Below are 24,320 nucleotides of genomic sequence, written 5' to 3'. Positions count from 1 at the left end.
AGTATACGCAGGGATATTGCTGAGATAAAAGCCGTTTTAAATTTATTTACTTTTTGTAAGGTTATTACAGTCCTGGACCCAGGACAGGACCAACACGCCCCCATTAGCGCTACAACAGCAGCTAAATCGGCCTGGATACCTCTTTAGTAGTCGTTTTATTGATTTTGGTCAGCGAGGCCGGTCCATTATTTCGGCACATTTTGTCACCTTAATTTCATTGCTAATTTCTCCTTTCGCTCTGGGGCGTCGGGAACTGAGGGATCCATGCTAACGTTTATCGAGCTCCTGATCGGGGTGGTTGTCATTGTCGGCGTCGCGCGCTACATCATCAAAGGCTACTCCGCCACCGGCGTGCTGTTTGTCGGCGGCCTTGTCCTGCTGATCGTCAGCGCCCTGATGGGCCATAAGGTGCTGCCGTCCAGCGCCACCAGTACCGGCTACACCGCAACCGACATCGTCGAATACATCAAAATCCTGCTGATGAGCCGCGGTGGCGATCTGGGGATGATGATCATGATGCTCTGTGGGTTTGCCGCCTACATGACCCACATCGGTGCCAACGATATGGTGGTCAAGCTGGCCTCGAAGCCGCTGAGCTATATCAACTCCCCTTACCTGCTGATGATCGCCGCCTATTTCGTCGCCTGTCTGATGTCGCTGGCCGTGTCGTCAGCAACGGGCCTGGGCGTGCTGCTGATGGCGACCCTGTTCCCGGTAATGGTCAACGTGGGGATCAGCCGCGGCGCGGCGGCGGCAATCTGTGCCTCCCCGGCAGCGATTATTCTCTCCCCAACCTCCGGTGACGTGGTGCTGGCCGCCAAAGCCGCCGAGATGCCGCTGATCGACTTCGCGTTTAAAACCACCCTGCCGATCTCCATTGCCGCCATCATCGGCATGGCGATTGCGCACTTCTTCTGGCAGCGCTACCTCGATAAAAAAGAGAACATCTCTCACGAAAGACTCGACGTCAGCGAAATCACCACCACGGCTCCGTCGTTCTACGCCATCCTGCCGTTTACGCCGATCGTCGGCGTGCTGATTTTCGACGGTAAATGGGGGCCGGAGCTGCATATCATCACCATTCTGGTGATCTGCATGCTGCTGGCGGCAGTACTGGAATTTGTGCGCGGCTTCAATACCCAGAAGGTGTTTAGCGGTCTGGAAGTGGCGTATCGCGGCATGGCGGATGCCTTCGCCGGCGTGGTGATGCTGCTGGTGGCGGCCGGGGTCTTTGCCCAGGGGCTGAGCACCATCGGCTTTATCCAGAGCCTGATCTCCATCGCCACGTCGTTCGGCTCGGCGAGCATTATCCTGATGATGGTGCTGGTGGTGCTGACCATGCTGGCGGCGATGACCACCGGTTCCGGCAACGCCCCCTTCTATGCCTTCGTGGAGATGATCCCGAAACTGGCGCACTCTTCCGGGATTAACCCGGCATACCTCACCATCCCGATGCTGCAGGCCTCCAACCTGGGCCGTACTATCTCCCCGGTCTCCGGCGTGGTAGTGGCCGTCGCCGGGATGGCGAAAATCTCGCCATTCGAAGTGGTAAAACGGACCTCTGTTCCGGTCCTCGTCGGGCTGGTCATTGTGATTATCGCCACGGAAGTGCTGGTGCCAGGCACCGCCGTCGGTTAATACCCCTCACAGCATAAAGCGCCTGCGGGCGCTTTTTGTGCTTTAATCATTCCCAGCAACGCCCTGCTTCCAACCACCAGGAATTGACATGTTCAGAAAGGATTTCGTTTTCGCTATCAGCGCAACCGCTGCAGTACTGTGCGCTCTTCCGGCGCGGGCAGCCCCGCTTCAGGCGACACAATACGCGGACTTTGATCGCTACGTGCTGGCGCTCTCATGGCAGTCCGGCTTTTGCCAGAGCCTGCATGACCGCAATCGCGCCGCGCCCGACGAGTGTCGCCTGCAAAAAGAGCGTGACGATAAAACAACGATCCTCACCGTTCATGGCCTGTGGCCGGGCCTACCTAAATCTATTGCCGCACGCGGGGTCGACGATCGCCGCTGGATGCGCTATGGCTGCGCCACTCGCCCGATCCCCAATATGCCGGAGGCTAAAGCTAGCCGTAAATGTGACGCCGCCGAAACCGGATTATCGCTGACGGGGGCCGCAAAGCTGAATGAGGTAATGCCTGGCGCAGGCGGTAACTCCTGTCTGGAGCGTTACGAATATGCCAAACACGGCGTCTGCTTCGGCTTCGATCCCGATGCGTATTTCGGCACCATGGTGCGCATGAATCAGGAAGTGAAGGCCAGCCCGCTTGGGCAGTTCCTGGCGGCAAACTACGGTAAAACCGTCACCCGCAGCGCCTTCGACGCCGCGGTCGCCAGAAGCTGGGGTCCGGAGACGGTCAAAGCCGTCAAGCTTAGCTGCAGCGGCAACCCGGCCTGGCTCACCGAAGTGCAGCTCACGCTTACCGCCGCCAGCATCAACGCTCCACTGACAACCCGCTCATTTATCGCCCAACCGCACCCGGGTAACTGCGGCAAACAGTTTGTAATCGACAAGATCGGCTACTGAGAGTGTCTCAGGCTTTTCGCGCATCCGGGCGTACCAGATCAAAACGCTGATCCTCACCGATGGCGAAGTACGCCGTCGGGCCACCCGCGCGCAGTACCGGCTGCGCTTTTGCCGTCTGATAGATGCCGTCATGCAGCAGGCTTTCATCAATGTGGATCCCGACCACCTCCCCCAGCACCAGCCAGGTGTCGATATCCGCACCGTTCGCCGCCGTCAGCTGGATGCACTGCGACAGGCGGCATTCAAAGTTGACCGGGCTTTGCGCGACGCGCGGTACCTTCACCACCCGACTTTCGGCTTTGGTGAGGCCGGCACGTAAAAACTCATCTTCGCCGTGCGGCAGGCTGGCGGAGGTTTCATTCATGGCGCTGGCCAGCTCGCGGGTGGTGAGATTCCAGACAAACTCCCCGGTCTCAACAATATTGCGCACGCTGTCTTTCCAGCCGGTGCTGGCGAAGCCGATAATCGGCGGATGGTAGTTAAAGCAGTTAAAGAAGCTGTACGGCGCCAGATTCGGGCGTCCTTCGGCATCGCAGGAGGCAATCCAGCCAATCGGGCGGGGTCCAATAATAGCGTTTAACGGGTCGTGCGGCAGGCCGTGTCCCTGGGAAGGTTGATAAAAGTACATAGTGCTCTCTGGGAAATTCGGGAATAAAGACCGGCAGGCACGGATTACGCTTCGCTCATCCCCCTGCCCCAAGGGGATCAGCGTAACGCAATCCGTAGAAAAGTAAGACTGAATTTAGTGCTACAGTCTTCGTTGTTCTGCTGTTATGGGTGTGTCACGCTACATAACCTGCGCCTTAGAAGGATAATCCAAATTGGCGAAGGATCACCTTTTTTGGCTAAATTTCATACTAACGACCCAGTTGACGCTTGCGGACTACATCCACACCATGAATGTGACAAGCATCACTTCAAACCGGGGCACAGACTCAGTATTATCAGACAGAGTTAAACCCTCGCTACCGGATGGCGAGGGTTTTCTTTTGGCATCTCTTCTGCGGTTGTCGCAGCATGAACGACATGGAGTAAATAATGTCCAGACCCACAATCATCATTAACGAACTCGATGCTGAGCGTATCGACCGCCTGCTGGAGCAACCGGCTTTTGCCTCGCTGCCCGTCGCCAGCGCTTTGAACGACGAACTGGATCGCGCGCAGATGTGCGCTCCGCAGGACATGCCCGCTGACGTGGTGACCATGAACAGTCAGGTGAAGTTTCGCGATCTGGCTACCGGGGAAGTCCGCACCCGCACGCTGGTCTATCCGGCGCAGATGACCGACAGCAGCACGCAGCTGTCGGTCCTGGCCCCGGTGGGCGCAGCACTCATCGGCCTGCGTACCGGCGATACCATCCACTGGGAACTGCCAGGCGGTACCGCCACGCATCTGGAGGTGCTGGAACTTATCTGGCAGCCTGAAGCCGCGGGCGAATACCTGCGCTGATCCCATCTGAACAAGCGTTAACCCGCTTTGCCCAGAGGATGCCAGGGCATCCTCTTTCCGCCCCTCGCTATCAGATAACGCCGCCCGGCATAGGGTTGACCAGCCCGGTAACCCGCTCTTTTGCCACTTCCGCACTTTGTGCCCCGGGCACCAGAATGATCTTCCGGCAATCTTCCTGACGTTTATCAAAGATCTCGTAGCCGCGGGCCGCCTCTTCAAACGGCATATAGTGAGTGACGATCTCTTCCGGCGTGATCAGTCCCTGCTCGATAAGCGGCAACAGTTCCCCCAGCCAGGCGTGAACGTTGGTCTGCCCCATTTTAAAGGTGAGCCCTTTGTCGAAAGCGTCGCCAAACAGGAAACCGTGAATAAAGCCGGCATAGACGCCCGGCACGCTGACGATCCCCCCGCGCCGTACCGCGGCGATACACTGCCGCAGCGCTTTACCGCTGCTGCCTTCAAGTTTGAGGTTGGTCAGCACGGTTTCAGTTGTGCTCCCTTTGGCCTCAAAGCCGACCGCATCAATGACCGCATCCACCCCGCGCTGGCCCCGGGTCTGCTCGATGATTTTTTCTGCGGCATCGTCGTCGCGGTCAAAGTTAATGGGGATCGCGCCGTAGCGATCCTGAGCAAAACGCAGCCGGTAGTCGTGATGATCGACAATAAAAATCTGCTCGGCGCCGAGGTAACGCGCGCAGGCGACGGTCAGGAGCCCCACCGGCCCGGCCCCGAACACCGCGACGCTGCTGCCCTGAGTAATCTGGGCATTTTTGGCGGCCTGCCAGGCGGTGGGCAGGATGTCCGAGAGGAACAGGGCCTTATCATCCGACAGCAGCGGCGGCACCTTAAAGGGTCCGACGTTGCCTTTTGGCACGCGAACGTATTCCGCCTGGCCGCCGGGTACACCGCCATAGAGATGGCTGTAGCCGAAGAGCGCCGCCGGAGGCGGGATCTGTTTTTTGTTCAGCGCTGCGCCCTGGCCGCTGTTGCTATTTTCACAGGCGGCGTACTGCTGCATACGGCAGAAAAAGCAATCGCCGCAGGCAATGACAAAGGGGATCACCACCCGATCGCCCTTGGTGAGATTTTTCACGTCTCGCCCGGTCTCCACCACTTCACCCATAAACTCATGACCGAAGATATCGCCATGTTCTACCTTAGGTATCTTCCCGTGGTAGAGATGCAAATCAGAACCGCAGATCGCGGTGGCGGTGATGCGCAGAATAATATCGTCAGCTTGCTCAATGGCCGGATCGGGTACCGTTTCAACCTTAACGTTATGTGGTCCGTGATACGTCAATGCTTTCATTCGACCTCCGGATTCAGAGAAAAAATGCGGGTTTACCTTAAAAGGGTAGCCATCAGCGGGGATATACCGGGAAATTGCACGGCTTTGGGATTAATCCTGGCATCAAAGCGGCACGGCAAAAGGCCAACAAGCGGGGCGATATTAAAAAGTGTCAGCGAGCTATCAGAATCTGATTATATTTTGTGTTTGAATGGATTAAGCGTAAATAAACAGGGAGAAACGGTTATGTACCAGACGATTATTATGCCGGTGGATGTTTTTGAGATGGAGTTGAGCGACAAGGCGATTCGCCACGCTGAATTCCTGGCGCAGCAGGATGGCATTATTCACTTACTGCACGTTTTACCAGGCTCGTCCACTTTTGGGCTGCATCGCTTCGCCGCCGATATGCGCCGCTTCGAGGAGCATATCGAACAGGAGGCGCACACCCGCCTGAAGACGATGGTCAGCCATTTCAGCATCGACCCGTCGCGGATCAGAACCCATGTCTGCTTTGGTAATGTGCGCGACGTGGTGAACGAGGTGGCCAGCGAGCTGAAAGCCGATATCGTGGTGATCGGGTCGCGCAACCCGTCGATCTCCACACATTTGCTGGGCTCGAACGCCTCCAGTGTGGTAGGCCACGCCAATATACCGGTGCTGGTGGTAAGGTAAAAAAAAGAGGCTACCGTCAGGTAGCCTCTTTACTTTGCAGGTGTAGTCTTACGTTCTTATGCTTTGGTACGAATCAGATGATCAAAGGCGCTCAGGGAGGCCTTCGCCCCTTCGCCGGTCGCGATGATGATCTGTTTGTACGGCACGGTGGTGCAGTCGCCCGCCGCAAATACGCCCTTCACGCTGGTTTCACATTTGGCGTCGATGATGATCTCGCCCATGCGGTTGCGCTCAATCGCGCCTTCCAGCCAGGTGGTGTTGGGCAGCAGACCAATCTGCACGAAGATCCCCGCCAGCGGCACGCTGTGCACATCCCCGCTCACGCGGTCGCGGTACTCAAGACCGGTCACTTTGTTGCCGTCGCCTTTCACTTCGGTCGTCTGCGCGTTCAGAATGATGTCGACGTTTTTCAGGCTGCGTACTTTATCCTGCAGAACCTGGTCGGCCTTCATTTCTGGTGCGAACTCCAGCAGCGTCACATGCTCAACGATACCGGCCAGATCGATTGCCGCTTCGACACCGGAGTTACCCCCGCCAATTACCGCTACGCGCTTGCCTTTAAACAGCGGGCCGTCGCAGTGCGGGCAGTAGGTCACCCCTTTGGTACGATACTGATCTTCGCCCGGCACGTTCATGTTGCGCCATTTGGCACCGGTAGCAATGATGATGCTGCGTGCTTTAAGCACCGCTCCAGACGCCGTTTCAATCTGATGGAAGCCGCCTTCCTGCGCCGCAGGCACCAGTTTGCTGGCGCTCTGGCTGTCGATCACATCCACTTCATAGTCGCTGACGTGCGCTTTCAGGGCGCCAGCCAGTTTCTGACCTTCGGTTTTCGGCACGGAGATATAGTTTTCGATATCCACGGTATCCAGCACCTGGCCGCCAAAACGTTCGCCCATCAAGCCGGTACGAATGCCTTTACGGGCAGAATAGACCGCAGCCGCCGCACCCGCCGGGCCGGAGCCGACAATCAGCACATCGTAGGCGTCGCGCTTGTTCAGCTCTTCCGCAGCACGTTTTTCAGCGCCGGTATCCACTTTGGCGACGATCTCTGTCAGCGTCATACGACCCTGACCAAACTCTTTCCCGTTCACAAACACCGCCGGAACGCCCATCACGTTGCGATCGGTGATTTCGTTCTGGAACACGCCGCCGTCAATGGCGGTGTGTTTGATGCGCGGGTTCAGCACCGCCATCAGGTTCAGGGCCTGGACCACATCCGGGCAGTTGTGGCACGAGAGCGAGTAGTAAGTTTCAAATTCAAAATCACCGTCGATATCGCGGATCTGTTCAAGCAGAGCCTGCGCCTCTTTAGACGGATGACCACCGGTCCACAGCAGCGCCAGCACCAGTGAGGTGAATTCGTGTCCCAGCGGGGAACCGGCAAAGCGCGGGCCCTGAGTGGAGCCTGGGTTAGCGATCAGGAAGGACGGCTTGCGCACCGGCAGGCTGTTGTCTTCCCTAAAGGTCACTTTCGCAGACAGTTCGGCAATTTCAGCCAGCAGTTCCTTGATTTCTGCCGATTTAGCGCTGTCGTCCAGCGTGGCAATCAGCTCAACAGGTTTGGTCAGTTTCTCAAGGTAGGCCTTGAGCTGGGTTTTCATGTTGGTGTCGAGCATTATTCATCTCCTGCTTAAAAAACATCATCATGCAAGCGGCCTTATCCGGGCTGCCTGAATGCAACTTGCATCATGGTGTTGGAATGAAATGGGCGCAGATGCGCCCATTGATTGCCGGGTGGCACTTCGTTTACCCGGCCTACGGTGTTGTAGGCCCGTGCAAGCGCAGCGCCGCCGGGCATTGTGGACTTAAATTTTACCAACCAGGTCCAGAGATGGAGCCAGAGTCGCGTCGCCTTCTTTCCATTTCGCCGGGCACACTTCGCCTGGGTGAGAAGCAACATACTGTGCCGCTTTGATTTTGCGCAGCAGGTCGGATGCGTCACGGCCAATACCTTCAGCGGTAACTTCGATGGCCTGGATGATGCCCTGCGGGTCAACGATAAAGGTGCCACGGTCGGCCAGACCTTCGTCTTCACGCATGTTTTCAAAGTTACGGGTCAGGGCGCCAGTCGGGTCACCGATCATCGCGTATTTGATTTTGGCGATGGTTTCAGAGCTGCTGTGCCACGCTTTGTGGGTGAAGTGGGTGTCGGTAGAGACAGAGTAAACGTCTACGCCCAGCTTCTGCAGTTCGTCGTAGTGATCTGCAACGTCACCCAGTTCGGTCGGGCAGACGAAAGTAAAGTCAGCCGGGTAGAAGAAGAACACGCTCCAGCGGCCTTCGGTATCTTTCTCGGTGATCTCTACGAAGTCGCCGTTTTTGAACGCCTGGTTTTTGAAAGGTTTGATTTTGGTGTTAATTAAAGACATCTGTACTTCCTCCGTGTTTTCGTTGAGAGCTAAGGTAACCAACTTTGCCCGAACGGGCTAATGCGTTTGCTTTATCAAATCAATCAGCAATACCTAACAACCCGGTTGGATGCTGCAAAGTAAAAAGGCCGCCTTGACGGCGGCCCTGATACCTGAGCTACCCGAGGGTAACATCAGTGCCAGCCGAAGCTGGCGATGTGTTGCGCTCTACATTACCTTTAGCAAGGTCGTAACAGCGAAGTGGATTACACCACCCACCCACAGAAAGGGCAATTGGCTGACAGGGTAAAAATACCTATGATTGCGATAGGTTTTACCGAACCCGTTCTTTGGTATTGATTTTTTAAGGATTAATCATGTTAAGACCCGCCCTGCTCCTCGCGTTATTCCCCTTCGTCGTCCATGCCGAAGAGTTACCGGCCCCGGTAAAAGCCGTTGAAAAACAAGGTATCACCATTATCAAATCCTTTGAGGCGCCCGGCGGCATGAAGGGCTGGCTGGGCAAGTATCAGGACATGGGGGTCACCATCTACCTGACGCCGGATGGCAAACATGCCATTTCCGGGTACATGTACGATGAGCAAGGCAAAAACCTGAGCGAGCAGGTGATCCAGCAAGAGCTGTACGCGCCTGCCGGACGGGAACTCTGGCAGCGTATGGAGAAGGCCCACTGGCTGCTTGAGGGGAACAAAGACGCCCCGCAGGTGATCTATGTTTTCGCCGATCCTTACTGCCCTTACTGCCTGCAATTCTGGCAGCAGGCGCGTCCGTGGGTCGAGTCAGGCAAGGTGCAGCTACGTACGTTGCTGGTAGGGGTTATCAAGCCTGAAAGCACCGGCGCCGCAGCGGCCATTCTCGCCGCAAAGGATCCGGCGAAAAGCTGGCATGACTACGAACAATCTGGCGGAAAAATGGCGCTTAAGGTGCCGCAGAACCCGTCGCCTGCCCTTATTAAGACGTTGAAAGATAATCAGGCGATCATGGACGATCTTGGCGCAGCGGCCACCCCCGCGCTGTATTACATGAATAACCAGAATGAATTACAGCAGGTTGTCGGATTACCGGATAAAGAACAACTTAATATGATGATGGGAACGCCGTAATACCTGAACGGCGGCGGAATAGCAATAATTCCGCCCGCCTTTTTAAGGACAAAATTATTTCAATAATTGCTGGGCTTTTATTTCATTAATCTACAGCCATGATATATTAAGTTGAAATTTAAAATCAGTTAAGTTATCCGATCAAATGGATGGTGAATGGCTAACTTACTTCTATAGTTATCCTGTATGTGATAACACTATTCAGACAGCTAATCAGGACGAATCATGGCTAATCTCTACGATCTGAAAAAATTTGACCTTAATCTGCTGGTGATTTTTGAGTGCATTTATCAGCATCTCAGTATCAGCAAGGCAGCGGAGACGCTCTTTATTACCCCTTCTGCGGTAAGCCAGTCTCTGCAACGACTGCGAAATCAGCTGAACGACCCGCTGTTTATCCGCTCCGGTAAAGGCATCTCCCCGACCACGGTAGGCGTCAATTTACATAAACATCTTGAACAGAACCTGAACCAGATCGAGCAGACGATTAACATCATGCACGGCTCGGCGCTGAAGAAGAACTTTGTTATCTACTGCCCGCAGGTTCTGACGCAAAACCGGATGATCGGCTCGATGAAGCTGTTGATGCGGGAGCATAACTATGAGGTCGAATTTCATGACATGCTGCTGTCTGTCGACTCGGCAGAAGATCTGTTAGCCTACCGTAAAGCCGATCTGGTCTTCTCATTCGCTTCCGTCTCCAACCGCTCTATTGTCTGCTCCCACTTTATCCATTTACCGATGGTGATTGTGTGCCGTGAAGCTCACCCTCGCATAGGCGACGCGGCAACGCTGGAAGAGTTGAGCAATGAAAAATATACTTTATTTATGAGCGAAGAGCCGGGCGTAAAAAGCTTTCAGGCACAGGCAGAAAGCGCTTTCCCGGAGAGGAAAATTGCCTTTCGCTGCGACTCATTTTTCTCGCTCATTACAATGATCAGCTCCTCTAATTTATTGGGCTTTGTTCCTGAAGCGGTATATGAAAAGTATCGTGATGCCTTTAAGTTGAAAAAAATTGATGCTCCCGTTACGTTACCCGCCGCGGATGTCTACATGATGTATAACCGCACTGCATTAACTAGCACAGTATTTTCGAATTTCATTGAGCAAATCAGCAATGAAGATTTTCAATATGACTAAGAAAACCCGACGGAGAAATATAATTATTTTTTAATATCCCCGTCAAATAAATACGCAGACGTTATTTAATAAATCTGCGTATTAAATTATGTCGGTTTCAACATATTTCGTTATAGTTTTTTCAGCCGTTCCGCCGCCGCCAGCAGCGTGGTTTCCTGTTTGGCAAAGCAGAGTCGAATAAGCTTGTGCGGGAACGCGTCGGCACAGAATACCGATAGCGGGATGGCCGCCACCCCCACCTCTTTGGTTAACCACTGGCAAAAACTGACGTCATCGAGATCGGAAATGGCGCTGTAGTCTGCCAGCAGGAAATAGGTCCCTTCGCAGGGTAAAATCTCCAGCCGGCTGGCGCTCAGGGCCTCGATAAACAGATCCCGGCGGGCGCGATAAAAGTCAGGCAGTTCACGGTAATGTTCCGGCTGATTGCGCAGCATATCGGCAATCGCCAGCTGGGCCGGGGTATTGACCGCAAAGGTGAGGAACTGATGCACCTTGCGCAGCTCGGCGCTGATGGCCGCAGGTGCCACGCAGTAGCCCACTTTCCAGCCGGTCATGTGGAAGGTTTTCCCGAACGAGGAGACGGCAATCGCCCGCTCGCGCAGCTGCGGATGGGCCAGCACGCTGGCATGCCCCGCCTCAGCAAAGCAGATGTGCTCGTACACCTCATCGCTCAGAACATAAATCTCACGTTCGGCAATGGCCTGCCAGAGCGCGGCGAAATCTGCCTGCTGCCATACCGTCGCCGACGGGTTATGCGGGGTATTCAAAATGACCAGCCGGGTTTTCTCGCTCAGCAATGCCGCAAAGGCCTGCCAATCCGGGCGGAAATGCGGCGGCTGGAGCGCCACGCGCTTGACTACGCCACCCGACAATTCAATTGCCGGGGCATAGCTGTCGTAGCTCGGATCAAAGCAGATCACCTCATCGCCGGTCCGTACCAGGGCGGTGATCGCCGCGTACAGCGCTTCGGTCGCCCCTGCGGTCACGGTGATCTCACTGTTTGCATCCGGTTGATAGCCATACAGTTCGGCGGTTTTATCGGCAATCGCCTCGCGCAGCGGCTGGGCCCCGGTCATAGGCGCGTACTGATTAGCGCCGTTCGCCACATGGTGAGCCAGCCGCTGTTGCAGATAGTCCGGACCATCGAAATCAGGGAAACCCTGCGACAGGTTAATCGCCTTGTGCTGCTGCGCCAGGGCACTCATCTGCGTAAAGATGGTGGTGCCGAGACCTGGAAGTTTACTCTCTGGAATCAATGGTTTATTGCTCATTTCGACGGGCCTGTATGTAATACATATGTTGCTGCCACTATAACACGATGTTAGTATTTGGCAATCAAGACGCTTAGACGTCTAAACCATAATGATATTCCTGCCGAAGAGGTAAGAAGGATGACAGACAACCTGCAACTCACATCCCTGGTCGAGGCCTGTCACTGGATCGGCGCGAAGGGCTGGGCCCCCGCCACCGGCGGCAACATGTCCGTGCGTCAGGACGCCAGCTGGTGCTGGCTCAGCGAATCCGGCAAAGACAAAGGCAGCCTGACCCCCGATGACTTCCTGCAGGTTGAGATTGCCACCAACCGCGCCCCCTCCGGGCGGAAACCTTCGGCGGAAACCGGCCTGCATACCCTGGTCTATCGCCTCTTCCCGGAGGCCAACGCGGTGCTGCATGTCCACACCGTCAACGCCACGGTGCTGTCGCGACTGGTCAAAGCGCCGGAGCTACATATCAGCGGCTTTGAGATGCAGAAATCCCTCAGCGGCCAGACCAGCCATCTTGATACCGTGCCGATCGCCGTGTTCGACAACGACCAGGACATCGACGCCCTGGCCTCCCGCATTGCCCATTACGCTCAGGAACGTCCGCTTAATTATGGTTTTCTTCTGCGCGGTCATGGCTTAACCTGCTGGGGACGCGACGTGGCAGAGGCCCGGCGTCACCTTGAAGGCCTCGAATTTTTGTTCGAGTGCGAGATGCGTTTACGACAACTGGAGAGAGTATGATTCGCGCGATTGTGACGGATATTGAAGGCACCACCAGCGATATTCGTTTTGTCCACAATGTCCTGTTCCCCTACGCGCGCGAGCGGCTGGCGGCCTTTGTCACCGCCCAGCAGTATGCTGAACCGGTCAACACCATTCTGGACAATCTGCGTGAAGAGATTGCCGAGCCGCAGGCCAGCACCCGCGACCTGATCGACACCCTGTTCGCCTTTATGGACGAAGACCGCAAATCGACAGCCCTGAAAGCGCTGCAGGGGATCATCTGGCAGGATGGCTACGTCAACGGCGACTTTACCGGTCATCTCTACCCTGACGTTCTCCCTTCGCTGGAAAAATGGAAGTCGCAGGGCATTGATTTGTATGTTTATTCATCTGGGTCCGTGGCAGCGCAAAAACTGTTATTTGGCTACAGCGACGAAGGTGATATTACTCATCTGTTCAGCGGCTATTTCGATACCCACATCGGCGCCAAGCGCGATGTGCAGTCGTATCAGACTATTGCGGCACAGATTAACCTTGCGCCCTCACAGATCCTGTTCCTGTCGGATATCCATCAGGAGCTGGACGCCGCGGAACAGGCAGGTTTTCGCACCCTGCAATTGATTCGCGGCGATGACGACGGCGCCAGCCATCATCATCAGGTGCACCAGTTCGACGACATTAATCCGGAGCAGATCCCTTCATGAGCGCATTGACCATTTTTTCAGATAAAGAAGCCCGCGAGCCGCAGTGGCACAGCACCGACCCTGAGGCGATCCAGCAGCAGCTGAATGCCCGTGGCGTCCGCTTTGAACGCTGGGAAGCCGACCGCGATTTAGGCCGCGATCCGACTGCTGACGCAGTGATTAATGCCTATCAGCACGCCATCGACAGGCTGGTAGCGGAAAAGGGCTACCAGAGCTGGGACGTGATTAGCCTGCGGGCGGACAACCCGCAAAAAGAGGCCCTGCGCGCGAAGTTTCTCAATGAACATACCCACGGTGAAGATGAAGTGCGTTTCTTTGTCGAAGGTGCCGGGCTGTTCTGCCTGCACATTGAAGACCAGGTGTATCAGGTGCTGTGCGAGAAAAACGATCTGATCTCGGTGCCCGCCGGCACGCCGCACTGGTTTGATATGGGTTCCGAGCCGAACTTTACCGCCATTCGCATTTTCGATAACCCGGAAGGCTGGGTGGCGCAGTTCACGGGCGATGCGATTGCGGATGCGTATCCACGATTGCCGTAGGCACCCTGCCCTGCCCGGCGGCGCTGCGCTTGCACGGGCCGACAAACCAGGTGTTGTAGGCCGGGTAAGGCGAAGCCGCCACCCGGCATTACTCAGACCGCACCGCTGCGAAAAATCCCTTCTTCCACATCTTCCGGCAGCACCACCCCGCTATCCAGCACCCAGCCGCTAATCAGCGACGCAGGCGTGACGTCGAACGCCGGGTTATAGACCCGCGCATCAAGCGGCGCCCACTGCACCGCGCCAAAGCTCCCTGCCACGCCGGTCACTTCCCGGGCATCGCGCTGCTCAATCGGGATAGCGTCACCGTTCGGGCACGCTGGATCGAGGGTGGTTTGCGGGGCCGCCACGTAAAACGGAATACCGTGGAATTTCGCCAGCACCGCCAGGGAATAGGTGCCGATTTTGTTCGCCACATCACCGTTGGCGGCAATCCTGTCTGCCCCGACCCACACCGCGTCCACCTGGCCTTTGGCCATCAGGCTGGCGGCCATCGAATCGGTAATAAGCCTGTACGGCACGCCCAGCTCACCCAGCTCCCAGGCGGTTAATCTGCCGCCCTGCAACAGCGGACGGGTTTCATCCACCCAGACGTTGCTGACGTTGCCCTGCTGATGCGCAAGAGCAATCACTCCCAACGCGGTGCCGACACCCGCCGTCGCCAGCCCGCCGGTATTGCAGTGGGTCAGCAGGCGGCTACCTGGCTTCACCAGCTGGCTTCCCGCCTGCGCGATAGCGTCGCAGAGCCGCTTGTCTTCGTCGATCAGACGCAGCGCCTCGGCCACCAGCGCCGGGACATAATCTTCCTGCCACAGCGCCTGCTTCATACGGTCGAGATTGTTCATCAGGTTTACCGCCGTCGGGCGCGAGGCCCGCAACGTTTCCAGCGCCGCCGCCAGCCGATCCCGGCTGTGGCCGTTTTCCGCCAGCAGCGCTAACAGCAGGCTGGCAGAGAGACCAATCAGCGGCGCCCCCCGCACGCGCAGGGCGTGAATATGCCCCACCAGCGCGTCAACCGTGGACGCATCCAGCCAGCGTTTCTCCTGCGGAAGCGCCTGTTGGTCGAGAATAAATAGCTGATTTTCCGTCACCCGCAGGCTGGTCGTCTGTAATCTCTGCATGTCGTTAATTCTCTGTTGCGTTGTTGTAGCACATTGTGTCAGGATAAAATTCAGATGTATAGACGTCTAAATGTCTTTATTACCGGAACAGATGAGGAACTGGCAATGTCGCAATACCGTACCTTTACCGCTCAGGACGCCGTGGCCTACGCCCAACAGTTTGGCGGCCTCGAAAACCCATCGTCACTGGTGGAGGCGCAGGAGGTGGGCGACGGCAACCTCAATCTGGTATTCAAAATTTTCGACAGCGAAGGCGTAAGCCGCATTATCGTTAAGCAGGCCCTGCCCTACGTGCGCTGCGTGGGAGAGTCCTGGCCGCTGACGCTGGATCGCGCCCGTCTCGAAGCGCAAACCCTGGTGGAGCACTATCAGCACAGCCCGCAGCACACGGTGAAAATTCACCACTTTGACCCGGCGCTTGCGGTGATGGTGATGGAAGATCTCTCCAGCCATAAGATCTGGCGCGGCGAGCTGATCAATAACGTTTATTATCCCCAGGCGGCACGCCAGCTGGGGGAATACCTGGCCCATACCCTGTTCCACACCAGCGATTTTTACCTCCATCCGCACGCCAAAAAGGCGCAGGTAGCGCAGTTCATCAACCCGGAGATGTGCGAGATCACCGAGGATCTGTTCTTCAACGACCCTTACCAGATCCACGAGCGCAATAACTACCCGGCGGCGCTGGAAAACGATGTCGCCGCTCTGCGCAATGACGATCAGCTGAAGATTGCCGTCGCCGCCCTCAAACACCGCTTCTTCTCCCAGGCCGAAGCGCTGCTGCACGGCGACATCCACAGCGGCTCAATTTTTGTCGCCGACGGCAGCCTGAAGGCGATTGACGCGGAGTTCGGTTATTTCGGCCCGATTGGGTTTGATATCGGCACGGCGATCGGCAACCTGCTGCTTAACTTCTGCGGCCTGCCGGGCCACCTCGGCATCCGCGATGCGGCGGCCGGTCGCGAGCAGCGCCTGATCGATATCCAGCAGCTGTGGACCACCTTCGCGGAACGTTTCCAGGCCCTGGCCGCGGAAAAATCCCGCGATGCGGCGCTCGTCGTGCCGGGCTATGCCAGCGCGTTTCTGAAGAAGGTCTGGCAGGACGCGATTGGCTTCTGCGGCACCGAACTGATCCGCCGCAGCGTGGGCCTGTCGCACGTGGCGGATATCGATACCATTCGCGATGAAGAGATGCGCCACGAATGCCTGCGCCACGCCATCACTCTCGGGAAGGCGTTGATCGTCATTGCCGACCGTATCGACAGCGTGGATGAGCTGGTGGCAAGGGTGCGTCAGTACAGTTAAGTTGCGTGCGACCTGTTTGCCGGGTGGCGGCTTCGCCTTACCCGGCCTACAAAACCGGTCCCCTCACCCCAGATACTCAATCACCGACAACCCGCCGTTATAATCCGTGCTGTAAATAATCCCCTGCGCATCCACAAACACATCGCAGGACTGGATCACCTGCGGGCGATTGGGCCGGGTATCCATCATCTTCTCCGGTGCGGCGGGCACCAGCGCGGCGGTCTCTACCGGGCGATACGGGTTCGAAATGTCGTACGCGCGCACCCCCGCATTCTGATACGTGGCAAAAATCAACGTTGAGCTGACAAAGCTGCCCGGGCGGTTTTCGTGCAGGTTGTGCGGCCCGAAGTGCGCCCCTTTCGCCACGTAATCCCGCTCCAGCGGCTGTGGGAAGGTGGCAATACTCACCGGGTTCGACGGCTCGCGAATATCAAACAGCCAGATCAGCTTCTCGCCGTCCTCCTGATTGTCGAGCACCGCTTCGTCCAGCACCACCAGCAGGTCCCGGTCCGGCAGCGGCAGCGCGGTGTGGGTGCCGCCGCCAAACGGCGGGCTCCAGTTGCGGTGGGCGATCAGTTTCGGCTGGCTGCGATCCTTTACATCCAGCAGGGTCAGGCCGCCGTCGCGCCAGCTACCGTAGGCGGTATCCCCATTGATAATCGCGTGATGCAGGGCATAGCGTTTGCCCTCCGGCCACTCGGGCGTTTCTCCTGCCGCCTGGTTCATCCCCGGCAGCCACCAGCGCCCGGCGACTTCCGGCTTGCGCGGATCCGCCAGATCGATGGTCAGGAAGATGTAATCGGTAAAGCCGTCGATCAGCGCCGAGACATAGGCCCAGCGGCCGCCCACGTACCAGATGCGGTGAATGCCGATACCACTCAGCGACAGGAAGCTGATTTCCCGCGGTTTATCCGGGGTGGAGATATCAAAGACGCGCAGCCCGGCGCTCCAGCCTCTGTCCTGCACGTCGCTGACCGTCTCCCCCACCTGACGGGTGTAGTAGACCTTTTCGTCAGCAAAGCGGACATCGGCAAACAGATCCCGGGCGTTGATCACCAGCAGCAGATCGTCGTGCGCCTGCAGGTGCACGTTCCAGGTGCCCGGCGGCGCAGGCACATAGCCCGCAGCCTTCGGGTTTTTCGGATCGCGCACGTCGACGATCGAGAAACCCTGGGACACCATATGGCCGATATAGGCAAAGCCGCGATGCACCATCAGCTGCACGCCGTCCGGGCGTCCGCCCTGGTCGCTGTGACCAATTAAGCGCATATTGCGGCTGTATTCGGGGGTGGGTAGTTGAGAAGTCATATCGAGCCTTTCGCCGGGTGGCGGCTGCGCCTTACCCGGCCTACAAAACCGTAGGCCCGGTAAGCGCAGCGCCACCGGGCATTATTTTGCCTTCGCTTCTAACGTCGCGAACCACGGGGCGATAAAGTCTTCGGTCTGGCCCCAGCCCGGGATGATTTTCCCTAATGATGCCACGTTCACCGCGCCCGGCTGGGCCGACAGCAGCGCCTGCGGAATAGCGGCCGCCTTAAAGTCATAGGTTGCAGGCGTTGCTTCACCGGCAATCTTGTTGGCAATGAGACGCACGTTGGTGGCGCCAATCAGCTTCGGATCCACCGCCACGCTCACCACCCACGGGCTGCCCGCTTCACGCATCAGCTGTAGATCCTGGTTGGAGATGTCGATGCTGTAGAGTTTGATCTCGGTGCGGCCGTTCTCTTTCAACGCTTTATAGGCGCCCTGGCTGAAGGCGTCCCAGGTGCCCCAGATAGCGTCGATCTTGCCTTTCGGGTATTTCGCCAGCACCGCGCCCACTTTGTTGGCAGTATCGCCCTGCACGTCTGAGGAGACCGCGCCGATGGACTCCAGCTCCTTGATGCCCGGGTTCTGCTTCAGCAGTTCCTGGTAGGCGGTCTGACGACGCTCCATCGGCGGGAAGCCGGCGACCCACAGCTTGATGATGTTGGCCTTACCGTTGAAATCTTTCACCAGCTGGCCAAACGAGAGGTTGGTCAGGGAGGCGTCATCCTGCTGGGTCACGGTTACGCCGGGGATCTCCCCGTTCACTGCGGTATCGAACACCGCCACCTTGATTCCGGCATCGACGGCTTTTTTCACCAGCGCGGTGGAGTACGGATCGCGTCCCTGGGAGAGGATAATGCCGTCATATTTCTGGGTGATCGCCTGGTTAACGAAGTCCTGGAATTTGGCGTCGTCGCCGTTGCTTAAAAAGGTGCTGACCTTAAAGCCGAGCTTTTTGCCTTCCTGAATCGCACCGGCCACAAACTGGGTAGTGTTGTCGTCCGAGCCGAGGTTGCGGATCACCGCGATGCGGATCTGCCCGTCATGGTTGGCAATGGCCGCCGGAACCGGCGCAGGCGTCGCCGCATAGCCCGGCAGGGAACTCAGTAATCCCAGGGTCAGCAAAGAGAGTGCAACTTTTTTCATTTTTTATCCCGTCGTGTTGTTAACGTTTTTGTACGTAGGTGATGGCCAGCGCAATCGCCAGCACCAGCCCTTTTATAATGTCCATTGCGTAATAGGGCACCGAGAGCATCACCAGCCCGTTGGAGAGCACCCCAAGGATCACCGCCCCCACCAGGGTGCCCAGCGCGTTCGGTTTGCCGGAGCCGGCGAGCGAGAAGCCGATCCACGCCGCCGCCACCGCATCCATCAGATAACCGCCGCCGGCATTCACCTGCGAGGAGCCAATGCGCGAGGCCAGCAGAATGCCGCCCAGCCCCGCCAGCAGTGAGGCAATCACGTAGGCCGCCACTTTATAGCGGGTGGTGCGAATGCCGGACAGGCGCGCCGCTTCCGGGTTGCCGCCAATGGCGTACATACGGCGACCGTGGGTGGTCAGGGATAGCCCCAGCTGCGCCAGCAGCGTCACCGCCAGCATAATGATGACGATGGTCGGCACCTGCCCCAGCGCGCCAAACGCCGCCGGGATGGTCCCTTCCGCCATGTCGCCGCTCGGCAGCACCATGTTTTCGGTGATCGACCCGCCGTAGCTGTAAGTCATCGCCACGCCCTGGATCACAAACAGGCTGGCGAGGGTGGCGAGCATGTCGGGAATACGCAGGATGACGATCAGGAAGGCGTTAAACAGCCCCACCAGGGTGCAGAGCGCCAGGGTGATCAGAATGGATTCGGTGGTGCCGAAGCCGTGCCAGACAAACAGCGAGATCACCAGGGCATTTGCCAGCGACGCGGTAGAGCCGACAGAGAGGTCAAACCCGCCAATGGTCAGCGAGATGGAGACGCCGATGGCAATCACCGTCACGATGGCGATAGAGCGCAGAATGTTGATGATGTTGTTGGGATCGAGGAAGTTCTCTGACGCCACGCCAAAAATGGCCACCAGCGCGACCACCGTCAGCAACATGCCCCACTTATAAAGAAAATCGAAAATTTGCTGACGGCCAGACGCCGCCGCAGTCACTGAAAGGGCCTTGCTCACGACGCCGTTCCTCCGGTTGAATAATAAAGTAATGTCTCTTCGCGGGCGGTTGCCCCCTCGAGCTCCGCCACGATGCGCCCGTCCCACAGCACGCAGATGCGGTCGCACAGGCCCACCAGCTCGGCAAATTCCCCCGAGGCATAAATCACCCCTTTGCCTTCCCGCGCCAGGCCGTCAATCAGCTGGAACAGATCGGTTTTGGCCTTCACGTCCACCCCTTTAGTGGGCTCGTCGAAGATCAGCACCTGGGCGTTGCCGCGCAGCCATTTGCCAATCGCCACCTTCTGCTGGTTACCACCCGACAGACGGCGCAGTACCTGCCCCGGCCCCCGGGTGCGCACGCCCACCCGGGCGATCACCTCTTCAGCCCAGCGCCACGCCTGGCGATGCCCGAACAGGCTCCAGCGCGAAAAGCTGTTATCCGCTGACACCGCCAGGTTCATGCTCACCGGCTCATCGATAAAGATGCCCTCTTTGCGCCGCTCTTCCGGCACCAGCGCCAGCCCACGCAGGACCGAATCCGCCGGGTCGCGCGGTTTCCAGGGCTTTTGGTTCAGTTCGCCTTTTGCCACCTGGCTTTTACTGGCGCCAAACAGCGCCTTGCAGAGTTCGGTTTTCCCGGCTCCCGCCAGCCCGGCGATGCCCAGAATTTCGCCCTTGCGCAGGTGCAGGGAGATATCCTTCAGCAGCCCTTCGTCATGCAATCCCTCCACACGCAGCAGGGTTTCGCCGCTGTGAGGAGGACGCGCAGGGGGGTAGATATCGCTCAGCTCGTGGCCGAGCATCTTCTCGACGATCGCTTCGCCGCTGAGGTCCGCCATCGGGCCGGACTCGATCAGCTTGCCGTCGCGCAGCACCGTTAAGGTGTCGCAGATCGCCTTCAGCTCGTGGATGCGGTGGGAGATAAACACCACCCCGATCCCCTGCTGCTGCAGGCGTCGTACCACGGCAAACAGCCGCTCGCTCTCGTGGGCGTCCAGCGGCGCGGTGGGTTCATCCAGAATTAAAAACCGGCAGTGATGAGAGAGCGCCCGCGCCAGCAGGATCTGCTGCTTTTCCGCCAGGGTGCAGCTGTCGATAGCGCGCCGCACGTCGAGGGAGACGTCCAGCTGCGCCAGCGCCTGCCGGGCCTGCTCGCGCAGTTTTCCCCAGTGGAAGCGGTGCCCCGGCTGCGCCAGATGATCGAGCATGATGTTTTCCGCAATGCTCAGGCCGGGGATCAGCGCTACGTCCACCTCCTGCTGCACCAGATGGATGCCCAGCCGTTTGGCATCCACCGGCTCGCGAATAGTGACAAGCTGGTGATTGATGCTGATTTCGCCTTCATAGCGCGCGTGCGTGCCGCACAGCACCGCCATCAGGGTCGATTTACCGGCGCCGTTCGCGCCCGTGAGCGCGTGTACCGATCCGCCCGTCAGTGTGAAATCGACGCGCGACAATGCCTGAAAGCCAGAAAAAGCCAGGCTGATGCCGCGCATCTCGAGGCGACTGGTTGACATTCGCTGCGATCCCTTATCATTAATCTTTTGATTTATGGAATTTTTCACAGCCGGGACTGGCTGGCAACGAAGGAAAAAGCATAAGATAAAGCAAAATAGTATTAGCCATCTGGATGTCTAGCCATAACATCGGGTTAGCGCTTCGTAAAAAGGACACCATCATGAGCAACACCGATATCCGCGTCGTTCCCGGCCCGGCCAACTACTACTCCCACCGCGGGGCCCTTGCCCGCCTGAACGCATTTTTCACCCCGGAGCAGCTCTCCCGGGCGGTATGGATCTACGGCGAACGCGCCCTTGCCGGTGCGCGCCCGTTCCTGCCCGAAAGTTTCAATACAAAGGGAGCCAAACATCTGCTGTTTAAAGGCCACTGCAGCGAGCACGATGTGAACCAGCTCGAGCAGGATGCTGGCGATAACCGCAGCGTGGTGATTGGCGTCGGCGGCGGCGCGCTGCTGGATACCGCCAAAGCGGTGGCCCGTCGTCTGGGCCTGCCGGTGGTTGCCATTCCAACCATCGCCGCCACCTGCGCCGCCTGGACTCCGCTGTCGGTGTGGTACAACGATGCCGGGCAGGCGCTGCACTTTGAGATCTTTGACGATGCCAACTATCTGGTGCTGGTCGAGCCGGAGATCGTGCTTAACGCCCCGGCGGAGTATCTGCTGGCGGGGATCGGCGATACCCTGGCAAAATGGTATGAAGCGGTGGTGCTGGCCCCGCAGCCCGAGCAGCTACCGCTGACGGTCAGGCTCGGGATCAACGGCGCGCTGGCGATCCGTGACGTGCTGCTGGAACACAGCGAGCAGGCGCTGGCCGACCAGACGCGCCGCGAGGTCACCCGTGAATTTCATGACGTGGTGGATGCCATTATCGCCGGCGGCGGCATGGTGGGCGGGCTGGGAGAACGCTACACCCGCGTGGCGGCGGCGCATGCGGTGCATAACGGCTTAACGGTGCTGCCGCAGACCGCGCAGTTCCTCCACGGCACCAAGGTGGCCTACGGCATTCTGGTGCAGAGCGCCCTGCTCGGCCAGGACGCGGTGCTGCGCGAGCTGATCGCGGCGTACCAGCGCTTTAACCTGCCCACCACCCTGCGCGAGCTGGAGGTGGATATCCACAACCGCGACGAGCTGGACAAGGTTATTGCCCATACCCTGCGCCCGGTGGAGTCGATCCATGCCCTGCCGATCGCCCTGACGCCAGCGATCCTGCGCGCCGCGTTTGAGAAAGTGGAAAACCTCAGCCGCCCGGCGGATTGACGCCGGACACACGCCTTCTATACATAAGGATGGTTCTCATCACTCTTGAGTTGAGGTCATCATGCAGATCGATTTAACAGGTAAGAAGGCGCTGGTTACCGGTGCCAGCCGGGGTTTGGGCCGTGCCATTGCGCTGTCGCTGGCCCGGGCGGGTGCCGATGTGGTTATCACCTATGAGAAATCCGCCGATAAGGCCCAGACCGTTGCCGATGAAATTACGGCCATGGGACGCCTCAGCGAGGCGGTTCAGGCCGACAGCGCCAGCGCCGAGGCCATTCAGAATGCCGTCACCCATGCGGCGCGCACCCTGGGCGGGCTCGATATTCTGGTCAATAACGCCGGGATTGCGCGCGGCGGTGAACTGGAGTCCATGACCCTGGCGGACATTGATGCCCTGATTAACGTCAATATTCGCGGGGTGGTGATCGCTATCCAGGCCGCGCTGGTGCATATGTCCGACGGCGGACGGATCATCAACATCGGCAGCTGTCTGGCCAACCGCGTCGCCCAGCCGGGTATCGCCGTCTATTCAATGACCAAATCGGCGCTCAACTCCCTGACCCGTGGGCTGGCACGTGACCTCGGGCCGCGCGGCATCACCGTCAATCTGGTCCACCCCGGTCCCACCAATAGCGATATGAATCCGGAGGATGGCGTGCAGGCCGCATCGCAGCGTCAGCTTATTGCCACCGGGCACTACGGCCAGCCGGAAGATATCGCCGCCGCGGTCACCTTCCTTGCCAGCCCTGCAGCCAGGCAGATCTCCGGCACCGGGCTGGATGTGGACGGTGGGCTGAACGCCTGACGCCCGCTCGCAGATCTTATGTACGCCTCTGCCGCCTGGCAGAGGCGTTTTCGACCCGCCTCGACAATCCGTTTTTTGCCGCTTTTTCCGCCCCGATCCCCGTCCTACAGTACCTCATAAGTAATTCGGAATTTATCTAATAGTCTTATTATTTCCTTATATTTCGTGTGGGCGTACAGTGGAGGTACGGATGAAGATTGTGTGGTCAAGAACCGCTAAACGCGATCTGGCAAAGATAGATAAGCGCTACCAGACGCGAATTGAAGAGAAAATGGCGGCAATCAATGACAGAAATGCGCCGCGTCCTGATATTAAAAAACTCGATATGGGTGAGGATTATTATCGCTTACGGACTGGAGATTACCGGGTGATCTTCATTTTCCAGGGAGAGTCGCGGGATGTTTGCTACATCGTGGCCGTCAAGCGAAGAACGTCCACCACTTATCTGCATGAGGAGAACACTCTCTATGGCTGTACAAATGATCAATGATGACGAAGGTAAGCCGCAATATGTCGTTATTCCTTACGATGAGTACTTCCGTATGCAACTGCAACTGGCGGAATATGATGATGAAAATGAAGAAGAATGGGAGAAAATCGATAGCGAAACCGACATCTATGATCATGTTGGTTTACCCGAAGATGTCTGCCGCATTATGACTTATGAACAGGTCAGCCTGCAGGCCGCCTGGCGCATCCTGCGCGGCTTATCGCAACAGGAGGTAGCCGACAAACTTGGCATCAGCCAGTCCGCCGTGTCACAGCTGGAAGCCGTCGACTCCCGCCCGCAAAAACGCACCCGTGAAAAACTGGCGGCCATTTACGGCTGCACGCAGGAGCAGATCAGCCTGTACCTGCCGAAAGAGGGTTAACAGCACTTCGCCCCGCCTTTGGCGCCGTAGCGGGCGTCCTGGCGATCGCGGAAGAATTCTTCGTAGGTCATCGGGGTCTGGTCAGGATGGTTGACGCGCATATGCTCAACGTAGTTGTCGTAGTCCGGCACGCCGATCATCATTTTTGCCGCCTGGCCTAAGTACTTACCTGCTTTAGATAGGGTGTCGAACATAT

The 24,320-nt window shown here is 57.8% G+C and carries 25 protein-coding genes; 14 read left to right on the top strand and 11 right to left on the bottom strand.

The window, feature by feature from the left end; all coding sequences use genetic code 11:
- The first annotated feature begins 264 nt into the window (after positions 1-264).
- Together dcuC and rna are read left to right on the top strand one after the other, a co-directional pair.
- On the top strand, positions 265-1,638 hold the full coding sequence (dcuC, locus tag GNG27_RS06435) for an anaerobic C4-dicarboxylate transporter DcuC (RefSeq protein WP_142488656.1): 1,374 nt from the start codon (positions 265-267) through the stop codon (positions 1,636-1,638).
- A gap of 88 nt (positions 1,639-1,726) precedes the next feature.
- A complete protein-coding gene (rna, locus tag GNG27_RS06430; protein WP_156263188.1) occupies positions 1,727-2,536 on the top strand; it encodes a ribonuclease I in 810 nt (269 codons plus the stop codon).
- 7 nt (positions 2,537-2,543) lie between these two features.
- On the opposite strand, the gene GNG27_RS06425 is transcribed toward rna, so the two are convergent.
- Positions 2,544-3,164 carry a flavin reductase family protein gene (locus GNG27_RS06425; protein WP_156263187.1) on the bottom strand — a complete coding sequence of 207 codons (621 nt, stop codon included), beginning with the start codon at positions 3,162-3,164 and terminating at the stop codon, positions 2,544-2,546.
- A 410-nt stretch (positions 3,165-3,574) separates the two neighbouring features.
- Between GNG27_RS06425 and rnk the strand changes: the two genes are divergently transcribed.
- The gene (gene rnk, locus GNG27_RS06420) at positions 3,575-3,985 is read left to right on the top strand and encodes a nucleoside diphosphate kinase regulator (protein WP_142488653.1); all 411 of its coding nucleotides are present in this window, start codon (positions 3,575-3,577) and stop codon (positions 3,983-3,985) included.
- Positions 3,986-4,055: 70 nt separating this feature from the next.
- Here rnk and GNG27_RS06415 read toward each other — a convergent pair whose 3' ends face one another.
- Positions 4,056-5,294 carry a zinc-dependent alcohol dehydrogenase gene (locus GNG27_RS06415; RefSeq protein ID WP_156263186.1) on the bottom strand — a complete coding sequence of 413 codons (1,239 nt, stop codon included), beginning with the start codon at positions 5,292-5,294 and terminating at the stop codon, positions 4,056-4,058.
- 225 nt (positions 5,295-5,519) lie between these two features.
- Here GNG27_RS06415 and uspG point away from each other — a divergent pair, with 225 nt between their 5' ends.
- The gene (gene uspG, locus GNG27_RS06410) at positions 5,520-5,948 is read left to right on the top strand and encodes a universal stress protein UspG (RefSeq protein ID WP_142488651.1); all 429 of its coding nucleotides are present in this window, start codon (positions 5,520-5,522) and stop codon (positions 5,946-5,948) included.
- Between the two features lie 56 nt (positions 5,949-6,004).
- Here the strand turns inward: uspG and ahpF are convergent, their stop codons facing one another.
- On the bottom strand, positions 6,005-7,567 hold the full coding sequence (ahpF, locus tag GNG27_RS06405; protein ID WP_156263185.1) for an alkyl hydroperoxide reductase subunit F: 1,563 nt from the start codon (positions 7,565-7,567) through the stop codon (positions 6,005-6,007).
- Between the two features lie 189 nt (positions 7,568-7,756).
- Complete coding sequence (ahpC, locus tag GNG27_RS06400) at positions 7,757-8,320, bottom strand: alkyl hydroperoxide reductase subunit C (protein WP_106992308.1); 564 nt, start codon at positions 8,318-8,320, stop codon at positions 7,757-7,759.
- Between the two features lie 356 nt (positions 8,321-8,676).
- Between ahpC and dsbG the strand changes: the two genes are divergently transcribed.
- Together dsbG and GNG27_RS06390 are read left to right on the top strand one after the other, a co-directional pair.
- Positions 8,677-9,423 (top strand): thiol:disulfide interchange protein DsbG, encoded by a 747-nt coding sequence (gene dsbG / locus GNG27_RS06395; protein WP_156263184.1) that lies wholly within the window; start codon positions 8,677-8,679, stop codon positions 9,421-9,423.
- 225 nt (positions 9,424-9,648) lie between these two features.
- Entirely contained in the window at positions 9,649-10,563 is a 915-nt protein-coding gene (locus GNG27_RS06390) for a LysR substrate-binding domain-containing protein (RefSeq protein ID WP_142488648.1), read from the top strand.
- Positions 10,564-10,673: 110 nt separating this feature from the next.
- On the opposite strand, the gene GNG27_RS06385 is transcribed toward GNG27_RS06390, so the two are convergent.
- On the bottom strand, positions 10,674-11,834 hold the full coding sequence (locus tag GNG27_RS06385) for a pyridoxal phosphate-dependent aminotransferase (RefSeq protein ID WP_156263183.1): 1,161 nt from the start codon (positions 11,832-11,834) through the stop codon (positions 10,674-10,676).
- Positions 11,835-11,954: 120 nt separating this feature from the next.
- On the opposite strand from GNG27_RS06385, the gene GNG27_RS06380 reads away from it, so the two are divergent.
- The 3 genes from GNG27_RS06380 to GNG27_RS06370 are packed head-to-tail and all read left to right on the top strand — an operon-like array spanning position 11,955 to position 13,794.
- Positions 11,955-12,569: a methylthioribulose 1-phosphate dehydratase gene (locus GNG27_RS06380; protein WP_142488645.1), complete on the top strand. Its 615-nt coding sequence runs from the start codon at positions 11,955-11,957 to the stop codon at positions 12,567-12,569.
- A complete protein-coding gene (gene mtnC / locus GNG27_RS06375) occupies positions 12,566-13,255 on the top strand; it encodes an acireductone synthase (RefSeq protein WP_142488643.1) in 690 nt (229 codons plus the stop codon). The genes GNG27_RS06380 and mtnC overlap by 4 nt, the downstream gene beginning before the upstream one ends.
- Positions 13,252-13,794 carry an acireductone dioxygenase gene (locus GNG27_RS06370; RefSeq protein WP_156263182.1) on the top strand — a complete coding sequence of 181 codons (543 nt, stop codon included), beginning with the start codon at positions 13,252-13,254 and terminating at the stop codon, positions 13,792-13,794. The genes mtnC and GNG27_RS06370 overlap by 4 nt, the downstream gene beginning before the upstream one ends.
- A gap of 92 nt (positions 13,795-13,886) precedes the next feature.
- Here GNG27_RS06370 and mtnA read toward each other — a convergent pair whose 3' ends face one another.
- The gene (mtnA, locus tag GNG27_RS06365) at positions 13,887-14,915 is read right to left on the bottom strand and encodes an S-methyl-5-thioribose-1-phosphate isomerase (RefSeq protein ID WP_156263181.1); all 1,029 of its coding nucleotides are present in this window, start codon (positions 14,913-14,915) and stop codon (positions 13,887-13,889) included.
- Positions 14,916-15,020: 105 nt separating this feature from the next.
- Between mtnA and mtnK the strand changes: the two genes are divergently transcribed.
- A complete protein-coding gene (gene mtnK / locus GNG27_RS06360) occupies positions 15,021-16,220 on the top strand; it encodes an S-methyl-5-thioribose kinase (protein ID WP_156263180.1) in 1,200 nt (399 codons plus the stop codon).
- A gap of 63 nt (positions 16,221-16,283) precedes the next feature.
- Here the strand turns inward: mtnK and GNG27_RS06355 are convergent, their stop codons facing one another.
- From GNG27_RS06355 to GNG27_RS06340, 4 genes are all read right to left on the bottom strand, one after another.
- Positions 16,284-17,528, bottom strand: a complete 1,245-nt coding sequence (locus GNG27_RS06355; protein ID WP_156263179.1) for an LVIVD repeat-containing protein — start codon at positions 17,526-17,528, stop codon at positions 16,284-16,286.
- Positions 17,529-17,609: 81 nt separating this feature from the next.
- Positions 17,610-18,674 (bottom strand): sugar ABC transporter substrate-binding protein, encoded by a 1,065-nt coding sequence (locus GNG27_RS06350; RefSeq protein WP_156263178.1) that lies wholly within the window; start codon positions 18,672-18,674, stop codon positions 17,610-17,612.
- A 19-nt stretch (positions 18,675-18,693) separates the two neighbouring features.
- Positions 18,694-19,689: an ABC transporter permease gene (locus tag GNG27_RS06345; protein WP_032616998.1), complete on the bottom strand. Its 996-nt coding sequence runs from the start codon at positions 19,687-19,689 to the stop codon at positions 18,694-18,696.
- On the bottom strand, positions 19,686-21,188 hold the full coding sequence (locus GNG27_RS06340; protein ID WP_156263177.1) for a sugar ABC transporter ATP-binding protein: 1,503 nt from the start codon (positions 21,186-21,188) through the stop codon (positions 19,686-19,688). The genes GNG27_RS06345 and GNG27_RS06340 overlap by 4 nt, the downstream gene beginning before the upstream one ends.
- Before the next feature lie 161 nt (positions 21,189-21,349).
- On the opposite strand from GNG27_RS06340, the gene GNG27_RS06335 reads away from it, so the two are divergent.
- The 4 genes from GNG27_RS06335 to GNG27_RS06320 all read left to right on the top strand — a co-directional run bounded on the left by GNG27_RS06335 (position 21,350) and on the right by GNG27_RS06320 (position 24,124).
- A complete protein-coding gene (locus GNG27_RS06335) occupies positions 21,350-22,447 on the top strand; it encodes an oxidoreductase (RefSeq protein WP_156263176.1) in 1,098 nt (365 codons plus the stop codon).
- 61 nt (positions 22,448-22,508) lie between these two features.
- A complete protein-coding gene (locus GNG27_RS06330; RefSeq protein ID WP_156263175.1) occupies positions 22,509-23,252 on the top strand; it encodes an SDR family NAD(P)-dependent oxidoreductase in 744 nt (247 codons plus the stop codon).
- Between the two features lie 190 nt (positions 23,253-23,442).
- A complete protein-coding gene (locus tag GNG27_RS06325; RefSeq protein ID WP_142488624.1) occupies positions 23,443-23,742 on the top strand; it encodes a type II toxin-antitoxin system RelE/ParE family toxin in 300 nt (99 codons plus the stop codon).
- Complete coding sequence (locus GNG27_RS06320) at positions 23,720-24,124, top strand: helix-turn-helix domain-containing protein (RefSeq protein WP_142488622.1); 405 nt, start codon at positions 23,720-23,722, stop codon at positions 24,122-24,124. Before GNG27_RS06325 ends, GNG27_RS06320 begins: the two co-directional genes overlap by 23 nt.
- Here the strand turns inward: GNG27_RS06320 and GNG27_RS06315 are convergent.
- Positions 24,121-24,318 (bottom strand): YbdD/YjiX family protein, encoded by a 198-nt coding sequence (locus GNG27_RS06315; protein WP_142488620.1) that lies wholly within the window; start codon positions 24,316-24,318, stop codon positions 24,121-24,123. The genes GNG27_RS06320 and GNG27_RS06315 overlap by 4 nt on opposite strands.
- Between the last annotated feature and the right edge of the window lie 2 nt (positions 24,319-24,320).

It is taken from the genome of Leclercia sp. 119287 (assembly GCF_009734485.1).
GTDB lineage: Bacteria > Pseudomonadota > Gammaproteobacteria > Enterobacterales > Enterobacteriaceae > Enterobacter > Enterobacter adecarboxylatus_C.
The sequence above is the reverse complement of the archived record's forward strand: the minus strand, read 5'-3'. Positions and strand labels throughout refer to the sequence as shown.

Excerpts from the sequence above, each read along its gene's own strand:
- dcuC (WP_142488656.1), top strand. The coding sequence starts at position 265 with ATGCTAACGTTTATCGAGCTCCTGATCGGGGTGGTTGTCATTGTCGGC.
- rna (WP_156263188.1), top strand. The coding sequence starts at position 1,727 with ATGTTCAGAAAGGATTTCGTTTTCGCTATCAGCGCAACCGCTGCAGTA.
- GNG27_RS06425 (WP_156263187.1), bottom strand. The coding sequence starts at position 3,164 with ATGTACTTTTATCAACCTTCCCAGGGACACGGCCTGCCGCACGACCCG.
- rnk (WP_142488653.1), top strand. The coding sequence starts at position 3,575 with ATGTCCAGACCCACAATCATCATTAACGAACTCGATGCTGAGCGTATC.
- GNG27_RS06415 (WP_156263186.1), bottom strand. The coding sequence starts at position 5,294 with ATGAAAGCATTGACGTATCACGGACCACATAACGTTAAGGTTGAAACG.
- uspG (WP_142488651.1), top strand. The coding sequence starts at position 5,520 with ATGTACCAGACGATTATTATGCCGGTGGATGTTTTTGAGATGGAGTTG.
- ahpF (WP_156263185.1), bottom strand. The coding sequence starts at position 7,567 with ATGCTCGACACCAACATGAAAACCCAGCTCAAGGCCTACCTTGAGAAA.
- ahpC (WP_106992308.1), bottom strand. The coding sequence starts at position 8,320 with ATGTCTTTAATTAACACCAAAATCAAACCTTTCAAAAACCAGGCGTTC.
- dsbG (WP_156263184.1), top strand. The coding sequence starts at position 8,677 with ATGTTAAGACCCGCCCTGCTCCTCGCGTTATTCCCCTTCGTCGTCCAT.
- GNG27_RS06390 (WP_142488648.1), top strand. The coding sequence starts at position 9,649 with ATGGCTAATCTCTACGATCTGAAAAAATTTGACCTTAATCTGCTGGTG.
- GNG27_RS06385 (WP_156263183.1), bottom strand. The coding sequence starts at position 11,834 with ATGAGCAATAAACCATTGATTCCAGAGAGTAAACTTCCAGGTCTCGGC.
- GNG27_RS06380 (WP_142488645.1), top strand. The coding sequence starts at position 11,955 with ATGACAGACAACCTGCAACTCACATCCCTGGTCGAGGCCTGTCACTGG.
- mtnC (WP_142488643.1), top strand. The coding sequence starts at position 12,566 with ATGATTCGCGCGATTGTGACGGATATTGAAGGCACCACCAGCGATATT.
- GNG27_RS06370 (WP_156263182.1), top strand. The coding sequence starts at position 13,252 with ATGAGCGCATTGACCATTTTTTCAGATAAAGAAGCCCGCGAGCCGCAG.
- mtnA (WP_156263181.1), bottom strand. The coding sequence starts at position 14,915 with ATGCAGAGATTACAGACGACCAGCCTGCGGGTGACGGAAAATCAGCTA.
- mtnK (WP_156263180.1), top strand. The coding sequence starts at position 15,021 with ATGTCGCAATACCGTACCTTTACCGCTCAGGACGCCGTGGCCTACGCC.
- GNG27_RS06355 (WP_156263179.1), bottom strand. The coding sequence starts at position 17,528 with ATGACTTCTCAACTACCCACCCCCGAATACAGCCGCAATATGCGCTTA.
- GNG27_RS06350 (WP_156263178.1), bottom strand. The coding sequence starts at position 18,674 with ATGAAAAAAGTTGCACTCTCTTTGCTGACCCTGGGATTACTGAGTTCC.
- GNG27_RS06340 (WP_156263177.1), bottom strand. The coding sequence starts at position 21,188 with ATGTCAACCAGTCGCCTCGAGATGCGCGGCATCAGCCTGGCTTTTTCT.
- GNG27_RS06335 (WP_156263176.1), top strand. The coding sequence starts at position 21,350 with ATGAGCAACACCGATATCCGCGTCGTTCCCGGCCCGGCCAACTACTAC.
- GNG27_RS06330 (WP_156263175.1), top strand. The coding sequence starts at position 22,509 with ATGCAGATCGATTTAACAGGTAAGAAGGCGCTGGTTACCGGTGCCAGC.
- GNG27_RS06325 (WP_142488624.1), top strand. The coding sequence starts at position 23,443 with ATGAAGATTGTGTGGTCAAGAACCGCTAAACGCGATCTGGCAAAGATA.
- GNG27_RS06320 (WP_142488622.1), top strand. The coding sequence starts at position 23,720 with ATGGCTGTACAAATGATCAATGATGACGAAGGTAAGCCGCAATATGTC.
- GNG27_RS06315 (WP_142488620.1), bottom strand. The coding sequence starts at position 24,318 with ATGTTCGACACCCTATCTAAAGCAGGTAAGTACTTAGGCCAGGCGGCA.